This is a genomic window from Ferrovum myxofaciens, assembly GCF_000735045.1.
GTDB lineage: Bacteria > Pseudomonadota > Gammaproteobacteria > Burkholderiales > Ferrovaceae > Ferrovum > Ferrovum myxofaciens.
Genome location: NZ_JPOQ01000048.1, coordinates 1 through 17,815, shown reverse-complemented (window position 1 = coordinate 17,815; position 17,815 = coordinate 1). Strand labels below are relative to the sequence as shown.

The window sequence follows — 17,815 nt, the reverse complement described above, 5'->3', positions numbered from 1 at the left end:
AAACTCTATTCCTCAGGCATGCATGCCCGCCTCGCCTTCGCCCTCGTCGCCCACGTCGATGCCGATCTCCTCATCGTCGATGAAGCCCTCGCCGTCGGTGATGCCGCTTTCTCCCAAAAATGCATGGGTTTCATGCGCGAATTCCGCAACCGTGGCACCCTCTGCTTCGTCTCCCATGATGCCGCCGCCGTCATCAACCTGTGCGATTCCGCACTCTGGCTCGACCACGGCAAACTCCATGCCTTCGATGACGCACGTTCCGTGTGCCGGGAATACCAGGAATCGATCAATGTCGAGCGCCGCGGAGGGTATTCGAAGGCCAAAAAAGATCCTCTCTCCAGCCCATCCTTCACAGCCTCTGCCGGGCGAGGATATTCGCAGTTTGCAATCGGAGCGTTCGACCCTGAAGGACCATGGCATGGATTTCTGGAAGCGCGCATCGTCGATGCTGAACTTACCCGGGCAGATGATCCGTCCTGCCGTATCTTTCAAGATGGCAACCGGGTACACCTACGGGTGACAGCGCGTTGCGACAAAGACCTGGCGAGTCCAGTCATCGGTTTTTCCTGGAAAGATGCGCGCGGACAGGAGATCTTTGGCGGCAACACGCTCGCCGCCCTGAGCGACAGCGAAACATTGTTGGCCGGGGAAGGCTTCGTCGCCGAATTCACCTTCACACTCCCTGTGTTGCGCACAGGGATCTACTTCATCACCCTGGCACTGGCAGAAGGCGACCAGTTCAACCATGTGCACCACCACTGGATGGATGAAGCCTTTACCCTCCACGTCACTTCCACAGCGCCGGTCATCGGCATCATGGATATTCAATGCGAGTGCAAAATACACCATGGTCTCTCTCAACCCCCTGGAATCCTGCCCCCGTAGTGCCGGACAAAGGCATCAGGCTGGCTGCGCACCAACTCGAAGGCGCGATCCAGAAATGCGTCGCTCCCGCCCAACGTCTGGAAATAATGGGGAATGATGAGGTCGGCACGCCCGGAATAGAGATCAAGCATCGGCAACGGCATCTGACAACCTTCGCAAATCGTTCCCTGCCGGACAAAATCGTCCACTGAGACGATTGAATCAAGTTTGCCCGTACGACGTAATTTCCCGAGCAATTGGTGCCCCGCCACATCCCGTCGCGATGCCTGCACTGCCGCGCCGTTCCATATATCGGAAAAACGCGCGGTCCCCGGCGTCACGAAGCCAAAATCCCAGTCTGATTCCCAAGGAGCACAGCAGGGTGAAACGCTGCCATCGGCATTGATGACGGAGTAATAGTAGTGCCAGCCGCAACTCTGCTCCGAACGTCTGCTGATGCTTTCCGGATCGAAGGGCATTTCTCTCTGCTCAAAGAATCCTTCAAGAACCTCTCCTTCCCTGTAGCTGGGCAGGAATTCAGCGCGCAATGGCTCGGACAAGGCGGCTTCACGGCGCACGAACTCGATACCATGATCAACGCAAAAACTTCGCGCCATTTCGATTTCAGGTTCGTTGAACCGAAACACCAGGAAGTTCCAGACGATCTGGGTATCTAGGCCGAGACGGTCGCGGGCGGCAGCGAGTTTCAGCAAGTTGTCGCGGGCGAGTTCGAAGCGGCCTTTGACCCGGTAACGCCCGTAAGTTTTCTGGCTGAAGCCATCGATCGAGGCTTCGATCCGGTCGATGCCTGAATTGAGCAATTCGTCGATGAACGGATCGCCCAGTGGCAAGGAAAGATTGGTGTTGGTGTCCACAGCAATGTCTCGCCGCACGAGCTCCCGGATGAAGTACGGCAAATGCTTGTTGAGGAGAGGTTCTCCCCAATTGTAGAGGTGAACGAAAAATAAGGTGTCACCCAACTCGTCGAGCACGGCATCAAAAATTTCCCGACTGAGCAGACCACGGGAGCGGTAAGCAGTGCGGCCATGCCCAACCTTACCGGCATTCTCCAGTCCGGTCGGACACATCGGGCATTGGAGTTGACACAGGGAGGCAGGGTCGAGCAGCAGTACAAATGGCCGCGAACGAACCTGTTCGACCCGCAAGGCGCGCTCGTAGTGGGCCAACAGAAAATTTTCGAATGCGCGGCGGGTCTTCTTGCGCGGAAGGAGTGCCATCAGAAAGCCCTGACAGGACGGCGAGCGCTAACAATATACGCATACAGCAGCGGCGCATCCGGATCGGCTTGACTCAGTTCAGGCCAGTAGTAACCGACGGAAAGTTGCGGTTGATCGTGCACGTGGATATCCTCGAACCCCGCGCGGGCAAGACGGCTCAAGATATCCGACTCGCAAAACAGGCGCATTTCCAGTGTCATTCCCTCTCCGCCATGAAAGACAAGGTTATCGTAGACCTGCAACTTGCCTGCTTCATCGCGGTTGACCAGTATTTTACCCCCACGAAAATCAAGTATCTCGTATTCACTCAAGCCGGGATAGTGTTCTGCGGTGCACGCAGTGCGCGTATAGGGCACGCTGAATATGAGACTGCCACCGGGCTTCAGAAGAGTCAGCAGATGATTGAAACCTCTCTGTAAAGGCGGCAGGATATGTTCGAAGACATCACTGCTGATGACGAAGTCGTACTTGCCCCACTGTGCTTCGTCCAGATTCTGTATATCAAACCGTGGCATGCGATCGTAGAATGTGTTCTCGTAACGGAATTTCCTGCTGAGCAGATCGGCGTATCCGGGCCAATCGCTCATGCCGAGACCGGCAATATCCACGCGTCCCGGCCAGTCCCGCAGGGGCAGGTCATTTCCCTCACCCACCAGACCAGCGAGTACATGGATGATTCCCCGGAAACGGGCATTCGACCCACATTTTCCACAAAGCGCCAGTTCGCGGCGGAACTGCCGGTTATCGAGTCGGTTCGTAGCGCCGCAGATGTTACAGTGGTACTCGATGACTTCGGGTGCTTCAATGGGTAATTTCACTTCATTGATCCTTGCAGGTCAGCAATACCTGATTATAGTGGCTATGAGCCATGGGCGGTCATTCGTCGCTCTCTTTACATCACCGTCAGGCTAAAAAATCGATTTATCGGGCGACCAGCCTGGCCCCGAGGGATAGACAAGTTTTATTCATGATGGTCGTAAGCCTTGTGACCGTGACGCTTGACCAATTCGTCCCGTTCAGCGGCCCTGAGGTCCTCCCGCACCATTTCAGCCACCAGTTCAGCAAAGGAGATACGCGGGACCCAGCCCAGTTTCTCCCTGGCCTTGGATGCATCTCCCAGGAGGGTCTCCACCTCAGCGGGACGGAAATAGCGCGGGTCCACGGCCACCACGCAGCGTCCCGCCGCATCAAAAGCTTTTTCCTCCACTCCTGACCCTTCCCAGCGCAACGCGATCCCCAACTCGGCCCCCGCCGCCTCGATGAACTGACGCACGCTGTACTGCACTCCGGTGGCGATGACGAAATCCTCGGGATGCTCTTGCTGCAGCATCATCCATTGCATTTCCACATAGTCCTTGGCATGGCCCCAATCCCGCCTGGAATCCAGGTTACCTATGTAGAGGCAGTCCTGCAGGCCCAACTTGATGCGGGCCAGGGCGCGGGTCACCTTGCGCGTCACGAAGGTTTCTCCGCGCAAGGGCGACTCGTGGTTGAACAAAATCCCATTACAGGCATACATGCCGTAAGCCTCGCGGTAATTTACCGTGATCCAGTAGGCGTACAACTTGGCTACGGCATAGGGGCTGCGAGGATAGAAAGGGGTCGTCTCTTTTTGGGGAACCTCCTGCACTAACCCGTACATCTCTGAAGTGGATGCCTGGTAAAAACGCGTTTTCTGCTCCAGCCCCAAAATACGAATGGCTTCCAGAAGCCTCAAAACCCCCAACGCATCTGAATTGGCCGTATATTCCGGTTCCTCGAAGGACACCGCCACATGGCTCTGCGCCGCCAGGTTGTAAATCTCGTCGGGCTGCACCTGCTGGATGATACGAATCAAACAACTCGAATCGGTCAGATCCCCATAATGCAATACAAAATTCTGTCCCGCGATATGTGGATCATGATACAGATGATCGATACGATCGGTATTAAACAGTGAACTGCGCCGCTTGATGCCATGCACTTCATAGCCCTTTTCCAACAACAATTCGGCCAAATAGGCCCCATCCTGTCCGGTCACTCCGGTGATCAACGCAACTTTTGCCATGTCAGCCCCACAAAACAAATTTATAAAGAACCGGGTAAGGTATTTTGAATCTTCATCAAGCGCTGCTTCTGAACGTCCACCATTTTAGAGACCATGGACTCGAAATTCACTGAAGGCTTCCAACCCAGCCGTGCATGGGCCAAAGAAGAGTCCGCCAGGGTCCGCCCACTTTCCAGGGGTCGAACCAATGCGGGATCGCTCGCCACAAAATCGTTCCAGTCGAGCCCCACACTTCCATAGGCCACCGCACATAAATCGCGCAAGGAATGCAACTGCCCCGTACCAATCACAAAATCTTCAGGGTTATCCTGTTGCAACATACGCCACATGGCTTCCACGAAATCGGGGGCATACCCCCAATCCCTGAACACTTCCAACATTCCCAGGAAAAGTTTACCTCCCTGCACAATGGGGCGACCTCGTTCATTCAAACCAGGAGAGTCAAGAATCCCCAAAGCCGCACATGCAGCCCCATAGGCCACTTTCTGAGACAAAAAATGCACAGGACGCCGTTCGCTCTCATGATTGAACAGTATCCCGCAGGAAATGAACATCCCGTAACTTTGACGATAAATACGCGCCATCTGATGGGCATAAACCTTGGCAGCCGCGTAGGGATTGGCCGCATCAAAAGGGGTATGCTCGTTCTGGGGCCATGAAGTCGTCCGACCAAACATCTCGGAAGAAGAGGCATGAAATACCCGGCATCGAGGTCTTACCCTGCGCACTGCGTCAAACAGGAGAACCGGACCCAGTCCATTGATCATCATGGTTTCTGTGGGATGAGCCCACGATTCACCCGGACGGGACTGAGAAGCCAGGTTGTAAATCTCGTCGGGTTTTGCCTCCTCAACCGCAGAGGAAATATCCTCCGCCACAACCAGATCCCCAAACAGCATTTCTATCCGCGTGCCCAGTTGGGCGAATACCGCAGATCGAAACCAACTTTCCTGACGGGCAAACCCAAATACCCGATACCCCTTGTCCAACAACAGTTCTGCCAAGTAAGAACCATCCTGGCCTGTAATGCCTGTAATGACCGCACGTTTTGGTTCCCCCTTTGACATGGGTCATCGCCCCTTGACATCCTCTACAGGTAGGAATTGTATATCAGTTTCTGACCTCAAGGGACCTATTCCAAGGTGCCTGCCGCTCAGAAAAACAGTCAAAAACCGGTTTAACCGGAATTGAAGCGTCATCGTAACATTGACATACATGACAGGGTTGTGGTCCTGTGGCAAAATGGTGGGGCACTGCTCTGGACCGGCCCGTTCCATCTTCGGACCCAACGAATGTCGAAGCGTGTTTTCTTCCTTCATGACCGTTTTTCTCCATGACCTTTCTGGCTTTTCTCTTTCTGGTTTTGCTCTTGGTGGCTCTGGCCGAATGGCCCAGGGTCTTTGTGCGCTGGTTCGTGCGTGAGCCAGAGTTCCTGTGGACCGGAACAGGAAAGTTGGCCGAACCTGTTCCCGTGGCAGATTGGCGGCGGGTGCTTGAAGTGCCCCTGGAAGAAAAGCGCCTGGCGGTCATTAAACTGGCCTACCGGCGCAAGGCTCAGATAGCGCATCCCGATCGTGGCGGAGATACAGCGGCCATGACCCAACTCAACGAAGCCTATCGTCTGGCTCTGGAAGAACTGGGAGGAAATTGAGGGGCGATTGACTTTTTTATGGCGCAAATCCGGTAGAATACTGAACTATGGTGTTTCTGTGATCGATCCAACGATGAGCCTCCCTCAGTCTTCTCCCGAGAAGGGGGATACGACTCCCCCCGAGTTTCTTCAGTCCGTCCCCTCCGGTGGGCGCAACAAGGTAGAGATCACGGTTAATCTGCGCAAGATTCCGTTGTTTGCCCAGTTGACGGACGCCGAAATGAAAGGGGTTCAGGAGAATCTGCGCTTTCGTTTCTTCGAGAAACGTGCCACGGTGATCCAGCAGGGAACACCCAATGGGGGAATCGTTTTTTTACTGTCAGGGCAATTACAACTGGTTCGGCTCACGGAAGATGGCCGCGCCATCAGTTTGGACTTGATTCCGGAGGGCGGGTTTTTCGGAGAGATCAGTTTGCTCAACGAACAGCCCTATGCCGCCTCCGCCATCGCCCTCAGCCGGGTATTGGTGGCCATCCTGCCGCCCGCTCAAGCCTTGCACCTGTTTGCCCATTCCCCCAGCGTGGCCAACTATCTCCTGCGTCATATGGCCCGCCAGTTGCAACGGGACGCCGAATTCAAGGCGCTGTTGGGCATCACCAACACCTCGCGGCGCATCGTCAATTTCCTGTGGCTGATCAAGAAAGAAACACCCACCAAGCAACTCGTCGTGGAAAATCTGCCGACCCATCAGGATATTGCCAACACGATCAATACCAGTCGCGAAACCGTCACCCGTTTGCTGATTCTGTTGACTCAAAAAGGCATCATTCAACGAGATGCACACCGCCTGATCATTCTGGACCCGGAAGCGCTGACCCGCATGGCCTTGGAATAACATCCGGATTTATACCGTATCATATCTACTTTCAGGTAGATTTTGTTAGACTTTAACGATCAGGAACAACCTTAGTGGGCGGCCTCGAAATGGGGAACCGCATCCTGGGCCGTCTTGACCGGGTTATGATCGAAGTAGTGGGCCAGTTGTTTGACGTCGTCCCTGCTCAAGGTACCGGCATCGGCGTTGAGGTGCAGGTAACTGTTGAGGTAATCGTAACGTGCCTTGGCCAGATCCCGGCGTGACTGATAGTATTGGGATTGGGCGTTGAGCAGGTCGAGATTGACCCGTTCGCCCCCCAGAATGCTCAAGCGGGTCGCCTTGATCAACTGCTGAGCCGAATTTACGGCTTGCTCCAGAGCGCGAATCCGGGCGAAACTGCTCAGCACCAGGCCGTACTGCTTGTACAGATCCACCAGCACTTTATTGGTTTTGTCATCCAGATCGGACTGGGCCCGCTCCAGATTGGCCTTGGCCTGACTGGACAGGGCGGTGACATAGCCCCCGGCGTACAGCGGAATGCTCAGTTCGATCCCGATGGAACGTACGAACATGTCCTGGGCAAAGGTATAGATGGAGCCCTGATTGTTACGACTGACACTGCCCACGAGGTCTAGTTGAGGCGCGTGGCCGGCCTGGTCCTTCTTGACTTCCTGCGCGCTGGCATCCACCGCATACTTTTGCGCTGTGATTTCAGGGTTATGATCGAGCGCCAGGGCTTTCCACCCCTCAAAATCCTCCGGGTCGAGAGGGGAGGGATGAAATTCATCCGTCAGGGGTTCCAGATCAGGGATATCGGTTCCCACGATGCTGTTGAAACTGCGCTTGACCGTGGCCAGGTTTTCCTGGGCCTCGATCACCTGGGACTCGCTCAGGGCATACTTGGACTGGGTTTCCAGGGTATCGGTCAAGGTCCCCTGCCCTTTCTGGAACAACCGTTCATTGGCCTGCATCTGTTCGCCGTAAGCCGTATGTTGAGCCTGAACCAGGTCGAGTTGGTCCTGGGCATACAATACGTCCGTATAGGCTTGCACCAGGCGCAGGATCAGATCCTGGGCGTGTCCGGAAAACTGGGCATCACTGTAACTGGCCTGGGCCTTCCCCTGACGGTACATGGCCATGTCCCCCAGATTGAAGAGAGGCTGACGAAGGGACAGGGTCGTCACTTCACTGATGTAGTTGACTTGCTGGCCCGGCTGGGGAGACCCCACATTCGAAATGCCCAACAGGTTGGTGCCCTTTTGATAGTCCAGAGACAAGTTGGGTAATAACTTGGAACGTCCCAGGGCCACGTTTTGCGCCCCCGCATCCCGTTCATGTTGCGCCGAACGATAGGTGGGATCATTCTGCAAAGCGGAATCCAGAGCCTCTTCCAGCCCAATGGCCCACCCTTGAGTGGAGACCAGTCCCAAAAGCAGGACGAGGAAAGTACGTCGATGGGCGGTTCTCATGCGCTCATTCCTCGCTCATTGAAGTCTTGATGCGATCGAACAGAGGTTTGAGCAGATAACTCATCATGGTTCGATTGCCGGTTTTGATGAACGCCTCCACGGGCATGCCGGGGCGCACTTGCAGGTTCCCCAGAAGCCGGACGCCTTTTTTTGTCACTTCCGCACGCATGGTGTAGTAGGATTGACCCGTTTTCTGATCGGTGAGACGGTCTGCCGATATCTCGATCACCCGCCCCGGAACATGTGGGGTGGTGTTCCGGTTGAAAGCCGGGAAGGTCATGTCCACTTCCAGTCCCGGATGCATCTTGTCGATGAGTTCCAAAGGAATTTTTCCTTCGATGATGAGGGCATCGTGGGAGGGGACCACTTCCATCATGGGCGCGCCAGGGGAAACGACTCCCCCCTGAGTGAATACCTTGAGGTCCACCACCGTGCCATCCACGGGTGATTTCACTTCCGTGTTGCGCTGATCGAAATCCTGGCTGGAAAGACGATGCTGGATCGTGATCGCTTCTTTTTCCACATCGGTCAATTGCTGGCGTACCTCTTTCCGGAAATCTTCCAGACGCTGATTCTTCTTCAATTTCATTTCGGCGGCCTGCCGTTGGGTATACCCCAGGCGCCCGCTCTCCTCGGCCAGAATACCGTTGACTTCCGCCTGGTTGCGCTGCAAATCCAGAAAACGGCTCTTGGCCACATAACCTTCCTTAACCAGATCACGCATGTTGTCGATCTGTTCCGTCAGGTATTGCAACTGCTGGGTGCGGCTGCTCCTGGCCAATTCCAATCCGGCAGCCTGCTGTTCCAGGCCCGCGATGTTCTCATCCATGGCAGAAAGTTCATTCTGCAAGGCTGAACGACGTGCCGTGAACAACTGTTGCTGCAGGGCCATGTCATCCTTGACCCGTGGATCATCGTCCTGGTGGTCCAGTAAGGCCTGGGGAAAGCGCACGGTGGCCTTGCCATCTCGCTCGGCTTCCAGGCGAGCCTCCACGGCCAGATCGGAGTCATACTGGGTTCGGCTCATCTCTGCCTGGGCCTTGGTCAGGGTATCATTCATGCGTACCAGCACCTGTCCCGCCTTGACCGTATCCCCTTCCTTGACCAGGATGGCTTCGACAATTCCACCAGGCTGGTACTGGATCTGCTTACGGTTGGTGGCCACTTCCACGATGCCGCTGATGGCTACCCCCTGATCCAGGGGCGCAAAGATCGCCCACAACAGGAACCCCCCTACCCCGCCCAATACGATCCACCAGCCCATGCGGGTGTATACCCGATCATCGGTCTTGATGATCTCCACGGCCGTGGCATCAATGATTTCAAGTTTCTTGTGTGATAATGGATTCACGGGATTCATCATGCCCCCTTCCCTGCCGCCGGAGCGGCTTGCTGTGCTGGTTGCTGCGCCTGCTGAAGTTGCTGTTGCTGGGCCAGGTGGGCCAATACCTGGTCGGTGGGACCAAAGAGTTGAGCCACCCCATCCCGAATCAGGAGCAACTTGCTGGTCGCACTGATGATACTGGTTCGATGGGTGATGAGGACGATGGTTTTTTTGCGTTGGCGCAGTTCCATGATGGCGCGCACCAAAGCCTGTTCCCCCACATCATCCAGATTGGAATTTGGCTCATCCAGCACCAGGACTGCCGGGTCGCCGTACATGGCCCGTGCCAGTCCTAAGCGTTGTTTCTGTCCGCCCGACAACCCATTCCCCCCATCTCCCAGGATCGTGTCATAGCCCTTGGGCAATTGCAGGATCAGGTCATGCACCCCCGCGCGCTGCGCTGCTTCCACCACCAGTTCCGGAATCACCGCACCGAAACGGGCGATGTTTTCACTCACGGTACCCTCGAACAGTTCGATGTCCTGAGGCAGATACCCCAGATACGGCCCTAACTGGTCCTTGTTCCACTGCACCACATCCGCACCATCCAGACGTACCTTGCCCACCGCCGAGGGCCAGACCCCCACCAGCAAGCGCGCAAGGGTGGATTTACCCGAACCACTGGGCCCGATCACGCCCAGAACATCGCCCGGCGCAATGGCCAGATTGAGCCCCTTGATCACGGGAATATTCGATCCCGGAGGAGCCGCCGTCACATTCTCCACCGTGAGGACCCCCTCTGGAGGCGGCAGTTCCATGCCCGGCATACGCGGCGGATTGGTGGCCAGGAGGAGCACCAGGCGTTCGTAGGCACTGCGCGTGGCACTGAACTGCCGCCACACGCTGATGAGCAGTTGCACCGGCCCCATGGCCTTGCCCATGAGGATGGAGCCGGCAATCATCATCCCCGGGGTAATGCTGCCCTTGATCGCCAGCCACCCCCCCACGCCCAGTACCAGGGATTGGGAGGTCACCGACATGAACTTGGTCACGGCGCCCACAATCCCTGCCTTTTCGCTGGCTTCGGCTTGCAGGGCGATGAAACGGGAATGCAGGGTGTACCAGCGTCCCTGCAAATGGGGCAACATTCCCATGGCTTCAATCACTTCGGCGTTACGCAGGTTATTGCTGGCCTGATTACTGGAGGTAATGGCCAGAGTATTGGCCTCGGAAAGGGGTTTATGGGAGACTTTTTCATTGAGCCAAGCCAGCCAGATCAGGATCAGGGTGGTGACAAGGGAAAACAGCCCCAACCAGACATTGAATAAAAAGATGACCAACAGGTAAATGGGAAACCACGGCGCATCAAAAAAGGCAAAGAGGGCATTGCCGGTCATGAACTGGCGCAAGGCCGTCAAATCCTGCAGGGCCTGCCCCGCATTGCCGCCGGCTTTCCTGAGACTTTGCTCGAAAGCCGCCGTATACACCCGTTTGTTGAGTTTTTCATCCAGTTTGGCCCCTACCCGGATCAGGATGAAACTGCGCACGAATTCCAGGGCACTCATGAAGATATACGCCCCCACGGCCATGATCGTGACCATCAGCAGCGTCACCTCATTGCGGCTGGGCAAGACCCGATCATAAACCTGAAGCATATATAAGGAGGGGGCCAGCATCAGCAGATTGATGATGGCACTGAACACCCCGACTGTTCGAAATACGCTACGGTAGGCCAACACCGCCTGACCGATTTCATTCTGAGGGATTTTGGGGAATGAATAAGGGGGTTTCATGAAGGTTTTTTCAGGGGGTTATTATTCGGTGGCCGACAGCACCGCGTGATATTAATCACCAAAGTAAAAGTGATGCTGATCACAATAATCTAGCATATCCCCGTATTTCTGTCCACACAAACCGGACTGGGGCTTCTTGTCCCTACAGGGGGCCATCTCAGAGGGTTGCCAAACAATCCGCCAGTCCCGTTGCCGGGATGACTTCGACCCCGGGTGTCAATGGATAGGCACTGGTCACCGGGGCAATGACGAAGGTTTTTTCGGGTTTCAGGTCGGACAAGGCGGACCAGAACCCCTTGGTCAACAGGGGGGCGCTGGAGAGTTTGATTTCAAATGCCATACGCTGCTGCCCCCGCTCCGCAACAATATCCAATTCCGCGCCGCTGGCCGTGCGATAGAAAGACAGTTCCCATTGTTGTCCGAGTATCTGGACGACCTGCTCCAGCACCCAGCCTTCCCATGAGGCGCCGACGATGGGGTGACCTGCCAGGTCGTCCTGATCACGGATATTCAGCAGCGCATGCAGGATGCCGCTGTCGCGCAGATAGACCTTGGGCGATTTCACCAGTCGCTTGCCGAGATTGGCGTGCAGAGGCGGGAGCCGGCGCAGCATGTAGGTTGCTTCGAGTATGTCCAAATAATGTTGTACGGTGGGAGCGGAGACGCCGAAACTCGCGGCAAGACGTGAGGCATTCCACGGCTGGCCGTGCAAATGGGCGATCATCCTCCAGAAACGGTGCAAGGTCATGCCGGGAATGCGAATACCAAAAGAAGGGATGTCGCGTTCCAGGTGGGTGGTGATGAACGACTCCCGCCATCTGAGCGATACAGCATTCGAGGGAGCGAGCCAACTTGGAGGATAGCCGCCGCGCAGCCAAAAATTCTGCAACTGTTCGGGGCCAGGCACAATCTCGCTCACATCGAAAGGCGCCAATTCGAGAAAGCCAATCCGTCCAGCCAACGATTCCGAGGCTTGACGCAATAATTGAGGAGAAGCAGAGCCCAGCAGAAGAAAACGCCCGGCTGTCCTCTTTTCGTCGATCAGCGCACGCAACACGGCAAACAGTTCCGGGGCGCGTTGAATCTCGTCCAGCACGACCAGTTTGTCGGAATGCCGACTCAGAAACAGTTCCGGATCAGCCAGTTTGGCCAACTCGGAAGGTCGTTCCAGGTCAAGATACAAACTCGCAACGCGTGCCTGCGCCAGCGCTTTGGCCAGGGTGGTTTTACCCGACTGTCGGGGGCCAAGCAAGGCGACGGCCGGAAATTCTTTCAGCGCACGGTCAGTGACCGGAAAAAGTTTTCTCGTTATCATCCTTGCATATTAAAACATTAGATATTAATATACAAGGACACAGATGCCGTCTTGGGCGGTTCTTGTTTCTAACGCCAGGTCAACTCATCTCTGCGAGAATCCCCTCGCTTTAATGTGAAAGAAGTGAAAGAAGTGAACACTTGTCCGCGCATTCCCCCATCGCGCAACCTGTCGCAAAACAGTTGTTGGTGTTATATTAAGTACCTTATCGTGTACCGGAGTGTGTCATGGATTTTGTAACCACTAAAGAACTGCGCGCGGAATCCGGCAAGGTATGGGCCAAACTGGAAGCGGGTGAAGACATTGTCATCATGCGTAACGGCAAGCCATTTGCTCTGATGGTACACACTGAATCCGCAAGGCTGGAAGATGATCTACGGGCTATCAGGGCAGAACGCTTTGCCGAGAACATTCGCAAAATTCAGCAGAGTTCCGTTGAGCAAGGGCTGGACAAAATGACAATGGAAGAAATTTATGCCGAAATTGCACTGGCGCGCAAAGAGCAAAAGGTACGCAGTGCGGGCAGTCATTGATACCAACATTCTGGTATCGGCACTGCTCACTCCCAGCGGTGTGCCAGCACAATTGATTGCCGCGATCCGCACTCAGGCCCTGACTCCTGTCATCAGCGAGAGTATTATTTCGGAATATACCAATGTTTTGAGCCGCCCCAAATTCGGTTTCGCAAGCAACCGGACTGCCCGTCTGCTCGAAGATATGAAAGGGCTGGCGCTGTTTCTAAAGCCGCAGCCTATTCCACTCCAGGACTTGCCAGACCCGGACGACGCACCTTTCATCGCTGCCGCACTCACCGCAGATTGCGTGATCATAACTGGTAATAGGAAGCATTATCCGCCGAAAACCGGCATTGAAGTTCTTTCGCCCGCCGAAGCACTCTCTTGTCTATCAGGTTAAAATTTGCGACTGCGGTCCGGGTAGAACAGGAAGCAGATTTCATCCTGATCCTCATACATCATGCCGATAACCCTCTAAGCCAGTGAGCCGCATCGGTTATTCTGATTTTGTTGCGGAACTCTTCCTGCCGCAACCCATACACAATCTGAACGGCCTCTGCATCCGGAAAGTTTTCAGCAAGGCGTGACAAACTTCTGTGCGGTTTATCGTCGCCCCGCTTGCATTCGATCATTTGTGTCAACTTTCCATCTTCGCTGAGTGCAAAATCGATTTCAGTCCCGTCCTTGGTGCGAATGTAATGCAGTCCTGCAGATCTTCCCGCGCTATCCTGTAACAAATGTACCTGCTTCAATAACATTCCCGCCACGGCATTTTCCAGGCGCAAGCCCTGATTACCTTTCACCAGGCCTGTATCAAAAAAATAAACTTTGGGGCTTTTCAAAATTGCGCGGGCGATATTGTGATGCCACGGCTGAACGATAAATACAATAAATAACGCCTGCAGAATATCCAGGTAGCGTTTCAACGTGGCGGGGGAAACCGCCAGATCGCGGGCCATGGATGCCAAGGACAGGGGGGATCCGACGCGTTCGCGCAATAATTCGACGAACAGGCGCATCGTATTGATTTCGTGCACACGAGAAAACTCCAGTACATCTTCACGGATCAGATCGTTGAAATACTGTGCTCTCCAACGATCGGCCAACACGGAATCATGCGCGAGGCACGGTTCGGGAAAGCCTCCTCTTTCCAGCAAATGATCCAAGGCATCAGCGGGTAGAACGTGCTGCTGTTCACACCACTCGCGCACCGAAAACGGGTGCAGACGGAAAGCAAAATAACGACCCGCCAGCGATTCACCGCCTTGACGAAATGTTTCCATGCGCGCACTACCCGTCACCAACAGTGCCTGTCCAGGAGAACGCCCGTCCACCACTCCCTTCAGCCAGCCTTTCCAGCCATGCATTTTGTGGATTTCATCCATGACGAGCAGATTGGCTCGTGGATTCCACGACTGGCGTTGCAGCACCCCCCGGTCCGGCAAGACATCCCAGTTGAGGTATTGAGCATTTCCGAACAACGGCATCAACTGACGCGCAAGCGTGGTCTTGCCCACCTGTCGCGGACCGGTCACCACCACCATCTTGGTGGCCAAGTCGTTGCATACTCTATCATCAAGGTAGCGTTTCATCGTCTAATCGTACAACAAATTCAATAAAGTCGCGACTTTATTATTTAATTATTCAAAAAAGTCGTAATTATTGGCACGCACAGCGCCGGCGAGGTTTTACGGCGCACAGGATAAACATTTCAATTGGACGGTATATTAGGTTACACTTGGTCGGCATGAACAACCCGATTTTACATCCCCGTTTTGCACTCCATCACCTGACGGATGCGCTAAAAGACACGCCGGTAGTGCTGATTCACGGCCCACGTCAATGCGGAAAAACCACACTTGCCCGAGTAGTGGGTGATGAGGCTGGCTATTCGTATATCAGTTTCGATGATGATATTTTACGAGCCTCGGTTAAAGCCGATCCGGTGGGGTTTGTGGCAGACTTGCCGGACAAGGTGGTGCTGGATGAGGTGCAACGGGTTCCCGAATTGTTTACTGCGCTAAAAGTTGCTGTGGATCGCGACCGTCATCCAGGACGATTCATTCTGACTGGTTCAGCAAACGTGCTACTGGTACCGAAGTTGGCAGACTCGCTGGCAGGACGCATGGAAATTTTGCGACTGCACCCGCTCGCTCAGTCAGAACTGGCAGCAAGGCGGCCAGATTTCCTGGATGCCTTGTTTGGCAAAGGTTTCAAGATAAATCAACAAGTACGTTTGGGCAAGGATCTCGCCGAACGGATTGCGGCAGGCGGCTATCCCGCCGCGCTTGCTCGACCGTCATCACGCAGGCGCGTCACTTGGTATCGTGATTATATCGAAACACTTGTTCAGCGTGATGTACGGGATTTGGCACGCATCCGTTCGCTGGATGTGCTTCCACGTTTGCTTACCCTGGCAGCAGGACAGACGGCAAGATTGCTCAACTTGGCTGATCTGGCATCTCCTTTTCAATTGAGTCGCCCGACAATACGGGATTATGTGACGTTACTGGCGCACGTATTTTTATTGGAAGAGTTACCGCCATGGCATAACAATCGCTTGAGCAGGCTCGTTAAAACTCCCAAACTTCATTTGGGAGATACGGGGCTTGCCTGCGCTTTGCTTGGTGTAGATGCCGCAGCATTATGGGCAGATCGCACCCTGTTGGGACAATTGCTGGAAACTTTTATTTTTCAGGAACTGCGCCGCCATGCGAGTTGGCAGGATGGTCTGATCACCTTTTATCACTTCCGCGACAAAGAAGGAACAGAGGTGGACATTGTACTGGAAGGGAGTGGCCAACGTGTGGCGGGGGTCGAGGTAAAAGCTGCGGCTACGGTGACGGCAAGCGATTTTCGCGGGTTACGGAAATTGAAGGAAAGTACGGGAGAACGCTTTGCTGGAGGGGTGGTTTTATATGATGGCGAGGTAACGACTCCCTTTGGAAACGGATTGTTTGCTGTTCCCATACGTAGCCTATGGGACGGGGACTGATCCTTATTGGTGAGGTGTTCATAGGTCGTCTTCGCGCACAGCCAGCATAGGTTCCACCATTTCTTCCAGGCGCATGGCCTGGCTCAGCACAAAGTCTTTCAGTTTTTGCACAGTTGCCTGCTCCGATACCCGATAAACGGGGTCGTCGGCCAGGGGGCCAACTGACGATCGGGCCGCTCTGGCCATGTTGCGCATCTCCCGCGCCAGCAGGCTGCGCGGCATTCGCGTACGCTTGGCAAAGTCTGCAACGTCGTATGGTGCAACCGCGTCCAGGTCGAACTCGTCACCAAAAGCCATGGCAAGTTCATGGTCAACAGCCGGAAATTGCACCACACTCACAAGGTCGTAAAACGGAGCCAGCGCCAGTCCTTCCGGCCGGGAATAGAACGACACGTTTTTCCCGTGCGCGTCGGAATTGCCGATGAGAAACTGAAACAGCGCCCATCGTAGCAGGGCAAGTCGAATCGTTGCCTTGTTTGAAGCGTGTTGAACGACAGAGAACAATCGTTCAAAGTTGATGCCTTCCCGAATGTTCCTGACATCTCGGCCGCTACCCAGGTTGCGCTCATACTTGAAGCTTACGGGCAGATCAAGGGCTTGGCAGGTATCGATGATGTGGATGCGGCGCACGCCGTCGGCAGTGCGCTGACGGTCGAAACGCTCGACCACCAGCACTGGGTCGGGAAGGCGCCGGATTTCCACGTGAGCAACCTCCAGCCTCAAGACTGCGGCGAGCCGCATGCAGTAATGCTCGTTGACCACCAGACCAGCCATGTCAGGGGTAACCGGCTCGGGCTTCAGGATGTGCGTTGAAGCGAATCGTGAGTTGGCCAAGTACATGCGATCATCAGCCAGGTAAACGGGTAATTTGTCTTGATACCCCGCAATGGACAGCCGAACCTTGCCATCCCAGATTGCAAGCGGCACCTGAGCCCGCTCGGCGATACGCTCGCGTAATTCAGTTTCCTTGATTTCGCGCAGGGATTCGTTATCTGGCCCCGGCATTTCGCCTTCGGGCAGGAAACTCAGTGCCCCCGTGGTTTCCCGCCCGATAGCGCGAATGAGGCCGTAAATATTGCTCTTGGTTACCCGCTCTGCCCGGGCAACGATATCCAGGGCCTGGCCCTCTGGCAGGAGGTTTTCGATGAACCGTCGAATATTGCCGAATGAACCGGTCTGGTTGTTCGCGCCGCGCAGGGGGAAGGCTGGTGATAAAGCATAAGCATGCTTTCCTGCTAACCAGCCGTCGTCGTAATCGAAGGTGAATGTATCCGTCTGAGGATCGAAGCGAACAGCACCGACGATGATGTCTCTGTCGTAGATATCCAGAACGTAGGTCATTTTGACGGCGTCTCTCTGTGGCTGGCGAGCAGTTCTCCGACATCTTCGCGCGAGACAACCATGAGGACGAGCCCCAGACCATCAAGGATACGCAGCAGTTTATCGGTTGACATACCGACCTGGCCGTTCTCCAGTTTAGACATCGAGCCAGAGGCCACGCCGCACAGTGCAGCGGCATCGTCGATGCGCAACCCACTCTTTGTGCGCCGGTGCCGGACGTGGCGACCCAAGTCCCCCAGGGTTTTCACTTCCGGGGTGCTTAGGGGTGGGGTAACGACAATGGTACGCATAATTTCACTTTTGTGTGATTTATAGATCGCTTTGACATCCTCCCTGCCCTCAGCTTTTGGCTGCCGTGCAAGCACGGGAAGGGTAGGGATTCCTGATCTACGAAGACCAGCCGCATATCCCTTGCGAGAGATGTTTCCTGCTTCAACGCGAGAGGT

The 17,815-nt window shown here is 55.0% G+C and carries 17 protein-coding genes; 6 read left to right on the top strand and 11 right to left on the bottom strand.

The genetic code is table 11. The features are described from left to right. The coding region (locus tag IV91_RS0107490; RefSeq protein WP_150112419.1) for a Wzt carbohydrate-binding domain-containing protein at positions 1 to 885 on the top strand (885 nt) is incomplete at its 5' end. On the opposite strand, the gene IV91_RS0107485 is transcribed toward IV91_RS0107490, so the two are convergent. From IV91_RS0107485 to IV91_RS0107470, 4 genes are all read right to left on the bottom strand, one after another. Beyond that, entirely contained in the window at positions 858 to 2,102 is a 1,245-nt protein-coding gene (locus IV91_RS0107485) for a radical SAM/SPASM domain-containing protein (RefSeq protein ID WP_031597295.1), read from the bottom strand. The genes IV91_RS0107490 and IV91_RS0107485 overlap by 28 nt on opposite strands. After that, a complete protein-coding gene (locus IV91_RS0107480) occupies positions 2,102 to 2,920 on the bottom strand; it encodes a class I SAM-dependent methyltransferase (protein ID WP_031597293.1) in 819 nt (272 codons plus the stop codon). Before IV91_RS0107480 ends, IV91_RS0107485 begins: the two co-directional genes overlap by 1 nt. 143 nt (positions 2,921 to 3,063) lie before the next feature. Next, complete coding sequence (gene gmd / locus IV91_RS0107475; RefSeq protein ID WP_031597291.1) at positions 3,064 to 4,149, bottom strand: GDP-mannose 4,6-dehydratase; 1,086 nt, start codon at positions 4,147 to 4,149, stop codon at positions 3,064 to 3,066. A gap of 20 nt (positions 4,150 to 4,169) precedes the next feature. After that, a complete protein-coding gene (locus tag IV91_RS0107470; RefSeq protein ID WP_031597290.1) occupies positions 4,170 to 5,216 on the bottom strand; it encodes a GDP-mannose 4,6-dehydratase in 1,047 nt (348 codons plus the stop codon). Between the two features lie 266 nt (positions 5,217 to 5,482). Between IV91_RS0107470 and IV91_RS0107460 the strand changes: the two genes are divergently transcribed. Then, on the top strand, positions 5,483 to 5,800 hold the full coding sequence (locus IV91_RS0107460; RefSeq protein WP_031597286.1) for a hypothetical protein: 318 nt from the start codon (positions 5,483 to 5,485) through the stop codon (positions 5,798 to 5,800). 73 nt (positions 5,801 to 5,873) lie between these two features. Continuing rightward, entirely contained in the window at positions 5,874 to 6,635 is a 762-nt protein-coding gene (locus IV91_RS0107455) for a Crp/Fnr family transcriptional regulator (RefSeq protein ID WP_082783054.1), read from the top strand. A gap of 71 nt (positions 6,636 to 6,706) precedes the next feature. On the opposite strand, the gene IV91_RS0107450 is transcribed toward IV91_RS0107455, so the two are convergent. From IV91_RS0107450 to IV91_RS0107435, 4 genes are all read right to left on the bottom strand, one after another. Then, positions 6,707 to 8,086 (bottom strand): TolC family outer membrane protein, encoded by a 1,380-nt coding sequence (locus tag IV91_RS0107450; RefSeq protein ID WP_051862287.1) that lies wholly within the window; start codon positions 8,084 to 8,086, stop codon positions 6,707 to 6,709. A 4-nt stretch (positions 8,087 to 8,090) separates the two neighbouring features. Then, positions 8,091 to 9,449: an HlyD family type I secretion periplasmic adaptor subunit gene (locus IV91_RS0107445; RefSeq protein WP_031597281.1), complete on the bottom strand. Its 1,359-nt coding sequence runs from the start codon at positions 9,447 to 9,449 to the stop codon at positions 8,091 to 8,093. Continuing rightward, complete coding sequence (locus tag IV91_RS0107440; RefSeq protein ID WP_051862285.1) at positions 9,446 to 11,203, bottom strand: type I secretion system permease/ATPase; 1,758 nt, start codon at positions 11,201 to 11,203, stop codon at positions 9,446 to 9,448. Before IV91_RS0107440 ends, IV91_RS0107445 begins: the two co-directional genes overlap by 4 nt. Before the next feature lie 157 nt (positions 11,204 to 11,360). Next, positions 11,361 to 12,518, bottom strand: coding sequence for an ATP-binding protein (locus IV91_RS0107435; protein WP_031597277.1), 1,158 nt, complete (start codon positions 12,516 to 12,518; stop codon positions 11,361 to 11,363). Between the two features lie 227 nt (positions 12,519 to 12,745). Here IV91_RS0107435 and IV91_RS0107430 point away from each other — a divergent pair, with 227 nt between their 5' ends. Together IV91_RS0107430 and IV91_RS0107425 are read left to right on the top strand one after the other, a co-directional pair. After that, positions 12,746 to 13,051, top strand: coding sequence for a type II toxin-antitoxin system Phd/YefM family antitoxin (locus IV91_RS0107430; protein ID WP_031597276.1), 306 nt, complete (start codon positions 12,746 to 12,748; stop codon positions 13,049 to 13,051). Next, positions 12,993 to 13,433, top strand: coding sequence for a putative toxin-antitoxin system toxin component, PIN family (locus IV91_RS0107425; protein ID WP_082783055.1), 441 nt, complete (start codon positions 12,993 to 12,995; stop codon positions 13,431 to 13,433). Before IV91_RS0107430 ends, IV91_RS0107425 begins: the two co-directional genes overlap by 59 nt. A 58-nt stretch (positions 13,434 to 13,491) precedes the next feature. Here IV91_RS0107425 and IV91_RS0107420 read toward each other — a convergent pair whose 3' ends face one another. Then, a complete protein-coding gene (locus IV91_RS0107420; RefSeq protein ID WP_031597272.1) occupies positions 13,492 to 14,625 on the bottom strand; it encodes an ATP-binding protein in 1,134 nt (377 codons plus the stop codon). Between the two features lie 155 nt (positions 14,626 to 14,780). Here IV91_RS0107420 and IV91_RS0107415 point away from each other — a divergent pair, with 155 nt between their 5' ends. Next, positions 14,781 to 16,028 carry an ATP-binding protein gene (locus tag IV91_RS0107415; RefSeq protein ID WP_031597271.1) on the top strand — a complete coding sequence of 416 codons (1,248 nt, stop codon included), beginning with the start codon at positions 14,781 to 14,783 and terminating at the stop codon, positions 16,026 to 16,028. An 18-nt stretch (positions 16,029 to 16,046) separates the two neighbouring features. Here IV91_RS0107415 and IV91_RS0107410 read toward each other — a convergent pair whose 3' ends face one another. Next, positions 16,047 to 17,369, bottom strand: a complete 1,323-nt coding sequence (locus tag IV91_RS0107410) for a HipA domain-containing protein (RefSeq protein ID WP_031597269.1) — start codon at positions 17,367 to 17,369, stop codon at positions 16,047 to 16,049. Continuing rightward, a partial coding sequence (locus IV91_RS16785; protein ID WP_051862283.1) for a helix-turn-helix domain-containing protein occupies positions 17,366 to 17,815 on the bottom strand: 450 nt, incomplete at its 5' end. The genes IV91_RS0107410 and IV91_RS16785, both read right to left, overlap by 4 nt.